The following is a 15722-nucleotide window of genomic DNA, read 5'->3' as shown; positions in this document are numbered from 1 at the left end:
CAGCAATTTCAGGAGCTTTAGTGGTTAATGAGCCTGTCTTTCAATCCTGATGAACGCAGGGTCTTATGTTGAATGGCTTTGAACAGAATCTGCGGCAGTGCAAACAGATCCAGTCTGGCCTTGGCCCGGGTGATGCCGGTATAAACCAGTTCCCGGGTAAGAATCGGTGTCATCTGTTCTGGAAGTGCCATGACGGTGTGAGGGAATTCTGACCCCTGGCTCTTGTGTATTGTCATGGCAAAGACCGTCTGATGCTCTGGCAACCGACTGGGCAGTAGATGCTTGAGGCTACCGTCGGGTAATTCAAAGACCACTTTCAGGCGGCCATTGTGATCAGGAAGAGCAATGCCAATATCACCGTTGTACAGGCCGAGGTCATGGGCATTTCGGGTAATCAGTACCGGGCGGCCGACATACCATAAGCCTTCTGATGGAATCAGGTTGCACCTTGCCAGAGCTGAGCGAATGCCATCATTGAGTCCTTCAACACCCCAGCGACCCTCCCTTAGTGCACAGAGCAAGCGAAAACGGTTAAAGGCATCCAGAACCGTTTTTTCATCTTGCTGATCATTAATGGCCTGAAGATAGGGGGTATAGCCCTGTGCACAGAGTGACATCAGTTGCTGGTAGCTGCTATCGTCCACCGGGTGCAGGGCAATATCATCAAATGTTTGCTGAAATACCTTCTTTGTCAGTCTGGTGTCGCCTTGGTTGACAGCCTTGGCCAGCGAGCCGATGCCCGATCGGTCATCAAATCGGTAACTTTTCTGAAGCTGGCAGAAGCGGTCATTGATGGCCCGATTTCTTTCTGAAAAAAACGCTGTTACATCGTTCTCTTTTACTGTGGACATTTGTCGTGTTGTCCATGACTTTAGATCAAAGCCGGTTAATCGTTCCAGTGTGTCAGCCTGAGCTTGTGAATAACCACCCTCAGCCGCAGAACAAATATCACCCAGTACACTGCCAGCATCAACAGAAGCCAGCTGATCCCTGTCACCCAGCAATATGATCCTGGCATGATCAGGCAGTGCATCCAGCAGTTGACGCATCAGTGTCAGATCAACCATAGAGGCTTCATCCACTACCAGAACATCCAGATGCAGAGGGTTGCTGGCGTTGTGGCGAAATTCTGGTCGGTTAGGGATAACACCCAATAGCCTATGAATCGTGCCAGCCTGACTTGGAATCAGCTTACGGACCTCTTCACTGCAATGAAGAGCGGGCAGGGCGCCCCCCATTGATTCAGTGAGCCGGGCAGAGGCTTTACCAGTGGGTGCCACCAGTCGGATGTCCGGTATTTTGTCACTCTTCAGTCCTTTCTCAACCAGCATGGCCAGCAGTCTTGTGACCGTTGTTGTTTTACCTGTTCCTGGTCCACCACTGATGATGACCAGAGGTTGAGTCGCTGCCATGGCCGCTACTACTTTCTGCCAGTTCAGGCAATAGTGTTGCGGGATTGTTTGATCGAAAACCTTAAGGTCTGCAGTCTCTCTGGCAGACAGCAGCGTCTGGATACATTCTTGCCAGTCAATGGCCTCAGGAAATTCTACATCGAGCCATTTTATGAGGTATTCCCGGAGGGCTTTCGAATCGCTGGTATCGGGACGATTCTCAAGAAGAGTGGAATAGTTTCGCTGAAACAGTCGATCCAGAATGGTTCGGGTTTCCTGAAAGTCTTCTGACTGTTTTACCTCTTTGAGCAGGTGTCGGGCAACCAGGCACTCATGTTGCCAGTATCGATAGAGGTAGAGTCGCTTAGCGTCGAGAATCAGAGGCGTATTGGTTTCACCTTTGCTGATAACAGAGCTTGAGAGCAGAAGACTGATCAGTTTGTCTTCGGATTGACTGTCAATGTCTGCTAAAGCCCTGAGTGCGTTGCTGTTTGCCAGACTCAATTCGAACAGTGGCTTGTGAAATAAATGACTGAACTCCAGACAGAGGTTGCCTCGACCCAGCTCATGACTGATGAGGGCTGCCACCATTACCACACAGGGTGTGTCGTCCAGTTCATGAATAAAACGGGCAAACTGGTAATCCAGGGGGCGAATCTTGCCTTGCTGGTAAAGATGCTTAATGGCATTGATCATGAAGAGACTCCGGTTTTGGTGGCGCCTTCTTCACTCAGGGCAGAGTCTCCATAAAAAAGACGATCCAGTTTTTCAATCAGGGTTTTACTGGGGCGACAGTGGAAAATGCCCGGCTGGCCTGGCTCATCTTTTCGGATACCTCTGAGAAACAGGTAATAAACCCCTCCGAAATGTTGCTCAAAGTCATAATCTGGCAGTCTGCTACTCAGCTGCCTGTGCAGTGCCAGTGAATAGAGCTGGTATTGAAGATCGTAACGGTGCTCAATCATGACCTTCTGCATGTTTTCCCGAGTGTAATCGGCGAGCTGGTCTCCGAGCCAGTTTGACTTGTAATCGAGAACATACCAGCGGCCATCATGTTCAAAGGTCAGATCGATAAAGCCTTTTAACATGCCTTTCACGGTTACAAAGTCCAGTAACCCTGCCTCGGCTGACAGTCTGTCCTCCGAATGCAGGATAGCGTTTAGTTCTCTGGCTCTGAGTCTGCTCACTGGCAGATAAAACTCCATCTCAACTTTTTTGGAACGCTTGGGCAGATCACCCAGAGTGAGTCCGCTGTCGTTCAATGGCGCTCTCAGGCAATGATCGAGCATATTGTCGAGGGTAGAACACCACTTCTCATCAAAGCCTTCCATTTGCAATTGTTCAAGAACATAGCTGGATAAATCCCGGGGCAGGTCATTCAATGTATCTGCTGTCAGATCTTCGAGATTTTCGAACAGAGCGTGCAGAAAGGTACCGGGTCGAGCGCCTTTTGGAAAAGTGAAAATATCCAATGTTTCCGTTTCGGCCTTTTGCTCATCGGTAAAAGCTGCTTCTGCCTCATTGATTACTTCGATATCCAGACCGGCTGTTTCCAGAGAGGCATCAGGCTCCTGAACTTTGTGGTGACTTTGCTCTTTTTTATGAGAGTGGGAGGTTCTGGACAATGCGGAATAGCTGGTGACCCACCAGTCCTTCTGGATGCAACCCCGGAACTCTGCTGCGACAAGATGAGGAGCCTCTTCAGATTCGCTCTGGTAAAGAGGCAGTTGAAGGTCTTCAACGGGTTGGAAATCAATGGCAGGGTGGCTTTCGGCCAAATGGTTCAGTTTCTGCTCCAGTGTTGCATAATCAAGCACTTCAGGGCCGTTCAACAACCAGCCAATGGCCGTTCTGTGCAGATCGGTCAGGTCACCTTTCCGTCCCGAACCACTTTTGACGGGAGCCATGCCCATGTAGCAACGATGAACTGAACGAGTGAGTGCTACATACAACAGTCGAATGTCTTCAGCCAGTCTTTCTTCATCGGCTTTAATCAGGGCCTGATCATCACCGGATAGGTCTAAGGTGGTGTGCTGGCTGTCATGATAAACCGGCTCTTCCGCTTCCCTGAAACTACAGATATAGGGCAAAAACACGACAGGGTATTCCAGCCCCTTGGATTTATGGATGGTGACAATCTGGACCCGGTTGCGTTCGCTTTCAAGATGCAGCTGCTGCTCATCGGCATTGGTGTCCGGCTTGCTCAGGTGTTCAGACAGCCATCTCTGCAGAGCGTGGGGGCTCTCCAGCTCGAGGCTGGCTGCTGCCAGCAGCTCACCCACATGCAGCAGGTCTGTCAGACGTCGCTCGCCATGGCCTTTTGCTAACAGCTTTTCTGCCAGTTTGCGTTTTTGCACCATGACTCTGAGCATGGGCAGAACACCCTGCTTCATCCAGATCTGGTGGTAGTTGGAAAACTCTTCGACGGCCTCTTCCCAGGCAAGCTCATTTTCATTCAGTGCATCCAGGGCCTCAGCCGTCAGATCCAACAATGGCGTTGCTAGGGCGGATCTTAAGATTCTATCGTGGCCCGGATTGAGGCAGGCAGTGAGAATTCTTAGCACATCAACCGCTTCATTTGAGGCAAACACCGAGTCACTGCTGCTCAGATAAACACTGGGAATCCCCTGTTTTGCCAAGGCTTCCCTGATCATCAGGCCTTGTCGGCCGGTTCTTACCAGAATGGCAATATCTCCGGCTTTTAAAGACTTTTGCCGTTGGTCTGAATGAATGGTAGCCTGAGCCAGGCTCAGCAATCGGTTGACTTCATCGGCTGTCGCCAGAGTCATTGTCTGCTCATAATCTGTTTTGCCCACCGCAGTGCCGTCGTTATCCTGCCACCAGATTGTCAGCGCCGGAACCTCAGCGTTTGCTTCCAACAGCCGTTGACGGTCAGCTTTCGGTGAAGGTTTGACGGATAAAAAGGGAATGTCTTTGTAGATAAAAGGAGGACGACTTGTATCAGCGGATGTTTGCAGACACTGCTCAAAAATCCGGTTTACACTGTGCACCATGCTGCTGCTGGAGCGCCAGTTGGTATCCAGTGAGTAGTGTGCTGAAACCTGCTTTCTGGCCTGCATATAAGTGAAAATATCGGCGCCCCTGAAAGCATAGATGGCCTGTTTGGGGTCGCCTATCATAAACAGTCCGGCATCACGGTCCGGGCTTGAGTGAGCGGGATAGATTCGGCTGAAGATAGCATACTGCAGTGGGTCGGTATCCTGAAACTCATCGATCATGGCCACCGGAAACTGGATTCGCAGCCTGTTTGCCAACTGTTCGCCGTAACCTTGATGCAGTGCCTGATGGAGACGGGTCAGAAGGTCGTTAAAAGACATCTGATGCTTCTGGTTTTTGATCGACAGGCTTCTCTGCTGAATGCTGGACAGGGCTCTGGCGAGCATCATGCTTTTGAAGGCATCCTGTATGCTGAAGGGCTGATCCAGCAGATTTTCGATGAGACCAAAAACCCTGTGCCCGGGCAGTTGGCCTTTTTTGGACAGGGCCTTTTCCAGAATCTCCCTGCCATAGATTTCCCAGCTCTCGTTTTTGCCAAGAACCGGGAAGAGGGCATCGCTATCGGCAAAAGCTGCCATTTTGGCTATTCGCGTGAAAGGTTTGCTTCTTTTACTGAGACCACAAGACAGCAGCTGATCTTCTATGGTATTGCGATCGTCACGCCATAAATTTCTGATGGCCACAGCGGGTTCAACAAACTTTTGGTTGAAACCTTCAAGGGTATCAGGCATTGCACCGGTTTTGACTTGCAGCCCCGGTTTACCCAATAGCCCTCGGAGATCGTTAAGCAGATCGCCAGGGGTTTTCCAGACAGATCGCGCCAGTCGTGCCAGAGGCTTGTCCAGTGGGTAAAGTTCGGTGCGCCAGAAGTCAGCGGCTGACTGCTCCAGCAGGTGGGATTCGTCGGTAATCAACTCATTGGTAAACAGCGTGCCACTTTCAAAGGCATGTTGTTTCAGCATTCTCTGACAGAAGCCGTGTATGGTGAATACCGCTGCCTCATCCATCTGACGCTCTGCGGCCAGCAATAGTCGTGCTCTTTCTGAGTGACGATCAAGGTCGTCCATCAATGTTGCTATGAAGTCATCATCCTTCAGACCTTTTTCAAACGCTTCTCTGGCTTGATGAAGTCGGGCACGAATTCGATCTCTCAGCTCTTCAGTGGCTGCCTCGGTGAAGGTGACTACCAGAATCTGGTCCACTGTCAAAGGCTGGCAGTGGGCTGATATTTTATGGTTATGCTCAGGTCCGTGCCCAAGGACCAGCCTGAGAAAAAGATTGGCAATTGTGTAGGTTTTGCCTGTTCCTGCACTGGCTTCGATCAAGCGGTTTCCATGCAGGGGGAAGGTTCGGGCATCCAGCTGTAGTGGTTGATTGGCTACTTCCGCCATGGAGTGGTTTTCCGCTGCAGGCTGTTGAGTGGTATCAGTAGTCATTTACGGCTTCCCTCTGAAACCACTTCCATCGTCCGGGTCATGGGCTCGAGAATAAGACGACTCAGGTTAGTAAATTCGTCAAAGATAGGTTCCAGTTCAGGAAACGTCCTGTGGATGTAAGCATTCTCAACTTCGCCGTGAACCTTAAAACCCCCATAAAAGGCGTTTTCAGCCGCTTTGTGTGCTTTTTCTTCGTCGTCTTCTTTTTCCAGCCACGCCTGTGAGGTCGTTGGGAAGAAAGGAACAGGCCGGGTTTGCCCCTGCAGATAGAGAGACACGAGATCGCTAAGGTAGGCTCTGGCCTGTTGTCGGGCAACGGGGGTAAACAGGATCTCATCATCCAGTCCCATCAAACGGGTATGGCCACCGCTGTGTGATTCACTTTCCAGAGAAGCACAATACAAGAGATGTTCAATCCAGGCGAAGAGTTTGTCTTTTGCCTTAAGCCCCGCAGCCCGGTAGCGCAGCAGCCCGGAATTGTGACCTGCAAATGAGTAATGCTGTTTTAGCCAGCCAGTGACCTTGATACCGGCTAGTGACAGATTGACCTCAATATCATCCAGGGGGGCAAGGGCGGCATCCCTCAGCTTTTCCACGAGCGGAGAGATGGCATTCTGCTGGTCTTCCAGAAGCAGCTCACCAAAGGCTCCATGGGGGAGTGTGCCAGTGGCGTTTAATTTTTCCCGGAGGCTGTCCAGACTCCCCTCTGCCAATAGAGTGTCCAGCATGGAAGTTTTGAGCCAATAGGTATCCAGTGCATCCAGGGCAAAAGGTTCAGTTTCGACCAGCAGGGTGTCTCCCTGCTCGAAGAAGACTTTTAATCTTCGGTTGCAGAAATATTGGCTGGGATTACGAAAGAATCTCAATAATTCCGGGACTTCAAGTGCTTCCGGCATTTCTCGAGTGCTCAGTGGTGAAGCCAGAAAAGGAGCGGATGATTCAGTGGGGTTGCTGGCATTCGGTAGCCACTCTTTGGCGTAACTGAACAGGCCGCTGTCCGGGGTGAAGTTCTCCTGACTGAAGGGTTGCAGCCGGTGTTCTGTGATCAGATGATGCAAAGCCCCTTCATCGGGGAAAAACTGGCTGCAATATTCCTGCAGTTCCGTTACCAGTACTGAGGGTATGCGTTCACTGTTGTCTTTAATGCTTCGACCCGTGTAACTGATGTAGAACGTCTGGCGGGCCGATAGCAAGGCTTCCAGAAACAGGTATCGGTCGTCTTCACGGCGAGAGCGATCACCCCGTCGGGGGCTTTCTGTCATCAGGTCAAAACCGGCCGGAGGAATGCTTCTTGGATAGGCACCGTCATTCATACCCAGCAGACACACCACTTTGAAAGGAATGGATCGCATGGGCATCAGGGTGCAGAAATTGACACGGCCTGAAAGAAATTTCTGGCTGCTTCGTTCGCTGGTCAGTCGTTCTGTCAGGTAATCCAGTAAGACGGGCCGGGATAACCTGTCGGTATAACCTGCATCCCGAACTTGCTCTGTCAGATGTTCCAGTGAGCTTCGGACCAGTTTCAGTGCGTATTCGTCTTCTTCATTGGGTTCAAAGAAGTTTTCCAGTATTTGATTGATAAAGAGTGTCCAGCTTTCAATGGAGCGAGATTCGTTGAGTTGCAGAATCAGTTCAGAGGCTTCTTCAACAAAAGCCGCCAGCTGTCCGCTCAGAACCGCATTCATTCCCTGTGAAGAATCCAGTGGCAGTATACCCGAAAAAAGTCCGGCCTCTTCCGGCAGCGCATAACCCAGCAGCATCCGCTTAAGGCCAAAGAGCCAGGAGTTACTTTCTCTTGGTGGGACGCCAAAGCCACTCTGGTGTTCAGGGCTTAATCCCCAGCGAATGCCTGATTCATCGATCCATCGGCGCAAGAGTTCAAAGCCCTTTTCATCAATCTGGAAGCGTCTTTGAATGGCTGGAATTTCGAGAAGTTCCAGCATTTCCTGGGCACCACAGCGCTGATTGTCCAGGTCAAGCAGTTCCAGTAAGCCTTTCAGCAGAGGAAATTCCTGGCGGGCGCTTCGATCTGAAATAGCAAAGGGGATATAGCGTGGATTATTGTGATGATCCGGCAGTCCACCAAAAACAGCCTGAATCCAGGGGCTGTATTGATCCACATCAGGCAGCATGACAACAACATCTCTGGGTGTGAGATCAGGATTCCGTTCAAACAGTCTTAACAACTGGTCATGAAGAACTTCCACTTCCCTGAGCGCACTGTGGCAGTTATGGAGAACCAGAGACTGATCATCAGGGGCAATAGTGACGGGACCTTCAAGAGTTCTGTCGGTCAGGTCGAGGATATCTTTCTGAATCTGGTGCAGCAGTGAATCTTCCTGACCATCAACAAAGGCCATGATCTCGGTTGCGTCCAGGTCATGCAGCTGATGTATGTAATCTCTGCCCAGCTTGCCCATGGAGGCTAACAGAGGGTTGCTTTGCTCATCAACCAGGGAGTCGAACAGGTCAGTCTGTTGTGAAGCGCCTTCAGCTTTATGAGCCATCGATTGGCTGACTTTTTTACTAAAGAGCCGGGTCGCGAGTCTGGCAAGATATTTAGGGTCTTTTTCGTCACCCCAATAGTATTGGCAGGGGTTGCAGACCATGAGATGGACATCGGTTTGCTGACCCAGTGCTTTCAGGGTTTCTACAAAATGCGGGGGGAGTGCAGAAATCCCGAAAACAAATAGCCTGCGGGGCAGGTCTTGTTTGTGAAGAGAGTGTTTATGAGAGTCATTCTCCAGCGCGCTCAAAAAACTGTGATGCATATTGGCCCGGTGCCAGTGTGACTGGCCCGCTTCGGCCGTTCTTGAGACCAGTGCTCGCCAGAGTAAAGGTTGCCAGAGCTGATCTCTTGCTGTCTTATCCTTTCCCTGTTCCCAGTCAGCAATCCATTCCGGACGATAGACCAGATATTGGTCAAAAATATCCGCTACCTTGCCTGCCAGCTGGTAACAGCGCACGGTGTCGCTATCATCGGCCAGATAGTGCCTGAGAGGCTTGAAGGCCTCTTCCTCCAGCATGTCGGGCAGCAATGACATCAGCTTCCAGGTCATGGCTTCCTTGTTAAAGGCTGAGCGTCTCGGGACATCCGGTAACACCTTGACGAACATGTCCCAGAGAAAACTGGCGGGCAACGGAAAATTGAGAGATGCTGCAATGCCCATGGATTGAGCCAGTTCCTGCCGAAGCCACTGGGCCATGCCGGGACTCTGAACAAGAATCTGTTCATCTTCCAGTGGGTTGGGAAGAGGGTCCCGCTGTATCAGGTCAATCAGCAGGTCTTTAAGCAGGTCAAGCTGGTTAGAGTGATAAATAGTGAACACGAAAGGACAATCAGCCTGTATCTATGAAGGTTCTAACTCTTCATGTTCTGGTGGGTTATGTCAACACAAATGGATGAGTACGAAGGCTTTAAGGTGAAAAAAACAATGCTTTCAGTCAGTAAACACAATCTGCCTGCCTGCCTTCCTGATCAGGCCCTGCCATGTCTGTGCAGGGCATTCATAAGGTTCTTGTGCTTCTTTTTCTTCCTTTCCGGGTTGCTGCTTTTCCCTGTGTATTGGCTGGCAATTTCCTTTTCAGCGGTTTTCAGGCTGGCTTCATCAGGCTTGATTCTTTGCAGGTAGCGCCTGCCTGCGCCCTCCTGGATGTTTAGCTTTCCTCGCAGGGCGGCCATTTTGTCCATCAGGTTTTGGGCCTCAAGAATGCAGTTTTTACTCTCATCAAGGCTTTGTTGGGATCGTTTTTCAATATCCATGATTCATCCAGAATAGGTATTCCTTTATTCATTCTAGGTTCTTGTCTGTAAAATTGCGTACTTCCCTCGGTGGCATAGCCGTTGATTCCAGGTAAAATGTTCGTGCCAAGTCCTATAGACCCAGAACGAGCTCTTATGTCATACGCTCTAAAAAGCCTTGAGCGTGAAAACAGTCCTGAACCGGTGGTCAGTCTGGAAGCCTTCGGTGAAGAGCCTGTTTTCACTATAAAAAGAAAACGTGGCCTGATTTTTTACTTCGTTAGCCTGATTTTTTTCTGTACTTTGTCATTTTCAGCCCGGGCTGATGACGGCAGGCTCAAGTCGGACTCCAGTTATTTCAAACCTCTGAAAATTGCTTATACGCAAGACTCTCTGCCCTGGGCTTTCACCAATGATGCCGGTGAACCGGACGGTCTGATACTCGACCTCTGGCGGGAGTGGTCTGAACAGGTGGGCGTGCCCGTCAAGTTCTATCCCATGGCTCGACAACAGGCGATCGATCTACTTAAAAATAATGAAATTGATGTCATTGCTCTGCTTGGGCCGGCAGATGAAGTCACCGAAATAGGTGTGATGACCCGCGAGATTTTCCAGAGTCGCAGGGCTTTGTTTATCCGCAACGACATTACCCCCAAACCCATTGAGGAGCTGTTGTCAGAGCATCAGGTGGCTATTCTGGACAATGACTACTTGAAAGACAGGATCATTAAGCGGTTTCCTGATGTCCGTCTGAAAGAGTATGACAATCAACATTTAATGATTGACGACATTGCTGCCCGGAAGGTGACGCTGTTTGCCGGTAATGCAGATTTATTGGGGTATTATCTGGAAAGCCGGGGGGTCAGCTCTGAATACTCGCCTTATGAATCGCCTCTGAATACCCCTGTTTCACTTCTGGCCGGGATTAATAAAGAACGTTCTGCCCTGGGTTCTATCATTGAAAGTGGTATGGAAATGATACCGCAAGACCGCAAGAGTCTGGTATTCGAGAACTGGCTTGGGGATGATGGCCAAACTTCTGGCAAACTGGCTATTGCTCTGGAAACAGCCTCATCCCCGCTGTCTTTTGTGAATGCGCTGGGTAAACCGGCAGGCATGTACGTAGACATCTGGCGAAAGTGGTCAGAAAAAACTTCTACGCCTGTTCGCTTTAGAATGGGAGAACAAACCGAGATCATTCAGGCACTGAAGCGTGGCAAGGTAGATGTTCTCGGGAGTATTTCGCCCTCCCGGGCTCGCAGTGAGTGGATGCGTATGTCCAATCCATTCTATGGCATCAATTCACGAATTTACTATCGCAGTAACCAGACTCTCAATGATCTGGGGCCTGATCTGGAAGGCAAAAGGCTGGGCGTTGTTACAGACTCCAGCCATGAAGAATTTGTCGAAAAATGGCTTCCGGGGGTCAAACTGGTAACCCGTGATAATGTCATTGAGCTGATCCAGAGTCTGTTTAAGGGTGATATTGATGCGCTCCTGGCTGAGCCTGTGGTGGTTGAGTCTGCCCTGGGCGCTCTGGGGCTGATCGGTGAGCTCAAAAGTGGCAAATACTTCAATATGAATGAGGCGATTGGTGCTGGAGTAGCTGCCGATAGAACAGATGATCTGATTACTCTGGTAAATACTGGGCTGGGAGATATCTCGCCAGAAGAATACCGTAAGATTGAAGAACGCTGGATTGTTAACAGTGATAACCGGTATTTTGGCAAGGGCGTTACCAATGTCAACCTGACCGAAGCGGAGCGTCGCTGGTTGGACAGGAATCGTATTATCCAGATTGATGTGCAGGCGGATCACCCTCCGTTCCTTTTTCAGGACGAAGAAGGGAATTATCAGGGCATAGCGGTTGATTATATTCATCTTCTTGAAGATCGTTTGGGTTTAACATTTCGTCTCAACCCCTCCAAGGTCTGGACCGAATCTCTGGGTCGTGCCTATCGTCACGAAACCGATGTGCTGGGTATGGCACAGAAGACAGACGAGCGTAGTCGCTATCTTGACTTCACCAGCCCGTTGTTCAGGGTGCCTTCCGTGATTCTGGCCAGAACCTCGGATAAAACCATTGAAAATATTCGGGATCTGAGAGGACGCGATGTGGGTTATGTGCCCGGCAGTGCTTCTCTTGATTATTTTAGAGCGAAAAATCCCGGTATTAATTTCAAGCCGGTGGCCAGTCTCAGTGGTGGTATTAACCGGGTTTCCAGCGGTGCCCTGGATGCGGTGATTGCCGACATTGCAGCTTCCAGTTTTGAGCTTGATCGACTCAAAGTCACCAATCTTCGCGTGGTGGGTGAGGCAGGTTTTGAATATGAATATGCTCTTGGCAGTCGCAATGACTGGCCCATGCTGGGTTCCATTCTACAGAAAACGGTCGACAGTTTGACTGAGGCAGAGAAGTCGCAGATTAACAGTCGCTGGGTCTCTATTACGGAACTGAGATGGCAGCCTAATAAGGAGCTGTTTATCGGGTTGTTACTGATTTTTGTGACGCTGATTCTCATTATTTACTGGAACCGGAGGCTGACTCTGGAAATCGGTGAAAGGGAACGTGCCGAAGAAGAGTTGAAAGCCCGTTCAGATCTGGACCGCCTGCTCAGTGATATTTCCAGAAAGTTCATTAACAAACCGCTTGAAGAGGCTGTTCAGTATTTCCTTCGAAAATTGGCTGTCTTTATGAGTTACGACATAGCTCTGGTTTATTCGAGAACGGATGGACATGCAGCCATTGAACATTTCTGGTCCGACAGGAAAACTCTTAAAATGTCTGACCTGAATGAGTTGCTCCGTGATGCACTCAGTCAGGCAAGTCAGCCATCTGAAGATGGTATAGCAGCACTGAAATTGAGTGTTGATAGTGAACAGTTAGCCAAAAGCGAATCTTTGAGAAGTATTAGTAAGGACGGGGTGGTAGCAGGGATTCATGTGGCCATGACGTTATTCGCTGAAGAGATAGGTGGGGTCATTTTCCTCAATCGCCAGACCCAAGACGAATTATTGAGCGATGAAGTGGATCTCCTGCGCAGGGCCAGTGAACTGGTGGCTGTTGCGCGTTCAAGACAACTCTCCGAAGATGCCCTGAGGTCCAGTGAAGAGCGCTATCAGCTGGCGATGGATGCTGCTTCGGATGGTCTCTGGGACTGGGATGTCGCTAATGAACGTATCTATTTCAGTCCCCGATATCAAAGTATGCTTGGCTATGAGGCAGGAGAGCTGATAAATACACCAGGGGGCTGGCGTCGGCTGATCCACTCAGATGACAAGATTGCGACCGTTGACTTCTTTAACGACCAGTTTGCTCACTCGGATAAAGCCTTCGTCTATGAATACCGGATCAGACGCAAGGATGGCAGTTACGCTACGGTCAGGAACAAAGGTAAGGTCGTTTTCCGCGATAGCAGGGGTCATCCACTGCGGGCAGTGGGCACCATGGTGGATATTACCGAGCAGAAGGAACGTGAGCGTGAACTGTCGATGGCCCGTTTCACGCTGGATCGGGCTGCTGACTTCATTCACTGGTTCCGGCATGATGGCAGCCATAAATACGTGAATGAGTCTTCTTGCCGCGCCTTGGGCTATACCACCTCACAGGTGATGGAACTCAGCATCATGGATATCAATCCTGCGGTGACGGAAACCTCCTGGGAGCGGCTCTGGGATCAGCTGACCATGCGCAAGGCGATGACTTATGAGACCCTGCGCAAAACCCATGATGGCAAGGTTTTCCCGGTTGAAGTGACGGCGAACTATATGGAGTATGAAGGTGAAGGTTATCTCTCTGCTACCGGGCGTGACATCACTGACCGCAAGCATGCTGAAGAAACGCTTCATAAAGCCAAAGAAGCTGCAGACCAGGCTAACCAGGCGAAAAGTAACTTCCTGGCCAATATGAGCCATGAAATCCGAACACCAATGAATGCCATTATTGGCCTGAGCCACCTGGTGTTGCAAACAGATATGTCTGACAAGCAGCAGGATTATGTCACCAAAATCCAGTCCTCTGCCCATGCCCTGTTGGGCATTATTAATGACATCCTTGATTTTTCCAGAATTGAAGCCGGAAAGCTCAATATGGAGACCATTGATTTTAATCTTGAGGATGTTTTTGACAATGTTTATGACATCACCAACGTCAGGGCAGAGGAGAAGGGTATTGAACTCAGCTACGACATTGCACCGGATGTTCCGGACCACCTCCGGGGTGATCCTCTGCGTCTTGGACAGGTATTGATTAACCTGATTCACAATGCTGTGAAATTCACCCACGTCGGGGCTGTCAGGATTTTAGTAAGACTACTGTCGCTTAATTCAAAAACCGCCAGAATCTGTTTTGAAGTACAGGATACCGGTATCGGTATCAGTCATGAGCATCAGGCCCGACTGTTTGAGTCTTTCTCTCAGGTTGACGGCTCCACTACCCGTAAGTTTGGGGGTACGGGTCTTGGTCTGGCCATCTGTCGAAGTCTGGTCAATATGATGAATGGTGATATTGAGGTGGAGTCCGAAATTGATCAGGGCAGTACCTTCAGATTTGATGTTGAGCTGGGTCTGGGTGTACCGATTGGGCTTAACGATCAGGCACTGGTCGGCACGCGAGTGCTGGTCGTCGATGACACGGATGAGGCCCGGAAGATACTGGTTAGCCAGCTCAACAGTTTTGGCTGTGAAACCCTGGAAGCCAGTGACAGTTCAATGGCTCTTAATATCCTGAGAGAGCACAATGTTGACTCGAATAATCCGGTTACCGTGACTCTGTTGGACTGGCGAATGCCTGGTACCGATGGCATTGAGCTGGCAGAACAGATCAGAGCGATGGATCTTGACTCTACACCTGTATTGATCATGGTTTCAGCCTACGGTCGTGAAGAGGTGATGGTCAGAGCTTCTGGCAGGGTGGACGCTTTCCTGATCAAGCCTGCCAGCAGCTCTGTGTTGATAGAAACCATCCTCCGCACCCTTGATTATAAAAGCTCGGGTGGCGGCCGCAAAGGTATTGACACTAATGCCGGCAAGCAGACGTTCAATGGTGATATTCTGCTGGTGGAAGATAATGAGATTAACCAGCAGGTAGCCCGTGAGCTGCTCGAAGGTATGGGGCTGAAAGTGACCCTGGCAGATAATGGTCAGGAGGCTGTAGATATTCTTGAATCCAAAACTTTTAATCTGGTCTTCATGGATATTCAGATGCCCCTGATGGATGGTTATCAAGCCACCAGAGTCATACGTCGAAATTCAGGTGATAAAGATCTGCCGATTGTTGCCATGACGGCCCATGCCATGACCGGTGATCGTGAGCGTTGCCTGCAAGTGGGGATGAATGATCACATTTCCAAACCTTTGAATCCTGCTGAGTTGCAGGAAATGGTAGATCGCTGGCTTCAGGTGCCTGAACAAGGAAAGTCATCAAGCCTCGCTGTAACAAATGCATCAGAGCAGAAAGCGTTTGCAGAAGATCTTGAGAAACTGGAAGGTATTCATCTCCACAATGGTCTGAACCGGGTTAGAGGGAACGTCGATTTATACCGGCAGTTGCTGGTGAACTTTTATCTGGATCAGAGAGAAGACTTGCAGAAGCTCTTGAATTGTCTGGATAGACGGGATTGGCAGGGTGCCTGTTTTATTGTACATGGAATCAAGGGGGCTGGAGGCAGCCTTGGGGCAGAACAGTTGCATATTACCGCGGCTCGTTTGGAGGCGGCCTTGAGAAACGGGGATGAATTGCCTTCAAAAGTGTTGGTTGAAAGTTTTGAGCATGCCTTTAACGAAGTGATGGAGAGTCTTAAGCAGCTGGTCGAGAACGGCCCGGAAGAGGAAGTTATAGGCGAAGGTATGGTCGAGGTTGAACGCTTGTCCTTTCTGATGAGTTCCATGATCACTCAACTACAGGAAGGCGATGTTTCTGCATCAGAGTCTCTGTCTGAACTGGTTGGCGGACTGAACGGTAAGGTTGACAGACAGAAACTGGACAGACTGCAGAAAAGCATCAGAGTCTATGATTTTGAAGTAGCTGAGCAGATTCTTGAGGATTTTCAGTCAGAAATCGAGCATTAAGAAAATGCAGCAATTCCCGACAATTTAATTCTTTCCAGACATTTGGACACACCTTAATGGTATCTA

Annotated in this window: 5 protein-coding genes; 1 reads left to right on the top strand and 4 read right to left on the bottom strand. The window is 49.9% G+C overall.

What is annotated here, in order from left to right; all coding sequences use genetic code 11:
- Nucleotides 1–17: 17 nt before the first annotated feature.
- From recD to P6910_RS13420, 4 genes are all read right to left on the bottom strand, one after another.
- Nucleotides 18–2087 (bottom strand): exodeoxyribonuclease V subunit alpha, encoded by a 2070-nt coding sequence (gene recD, locus P6910_RS13435; protein WP_317141803.1) that lies wholly within the window; start codon nucleotides 2085–2087, stop codon nucleotides 18–20.
- Nucleotides 2084–5845: an exodeoxyribonuclease V subunit beta gene (gene recB / locus P6910_RS13430; RefSeq protein ID WP_317141802.1), complete on the bottom strand. Its 3762-nt coding sequence runs from the start codon at nucleotides 5843–5845 to the stop codon at nucleotides 2084–2086. The genes recD and recB overlap by 4 nt, the downstream gene beginning before the upstream one ends.
- Nucleotides 5842–9174, bottom strand: a complete 3333-nt coding sequence (gene recC, locus P6910_RS13425; protein ID WP_317141801.1) for an exodeoxyribonuclease V subunit gamma — start codon at nucleotides 9172–9174, stop codon at nucleotides 5842–5844. The genes recB and recC overlap by 4 nt, the downstream gene beginning before the upstream one ends.
- A gap of 149 nt (nucleotides 9175–9323) precedes the next feature.
- Entirely contained in the window at nucleotides 9324–9608 is a 285-nt protein-coding gene (locus tag P6910_RS13420; protein ID WP_317141800.1) for a hypothetical protein, read from the bottom strand.
- A 135-nt stretch (nucleotides 9609–9743) separates the two neighbouring features.
- Between P6910_RS13420 and P6910_RS13415 the strand changes: the two genes are divergently transcribed.
- Nucleotides 9744–15656, top strand: a complete 5913-nt coding sequence (locus P6910_RS13415) for a response regulator (protein ID WP_317141799.1) — start codon at nucleotides 9744–9746, stop codon at nucleotides 15654–15656.
- Nucleotides 15657–15722 lie beyond the last annotated feature (66 nt).

This window comes from Endozoicomonas sp. 8E, assembly GCF_032883915.1.
Classification (GTDB): Bacteria; Pseudomonadota; Gammaproteobacteria; order Pseudomonadales; family Endozoicomonadaceae; genus Endozoicomonas_A.
This window is presented reverse-complemented; position numbering and strand designations above follow the sequence as displayed.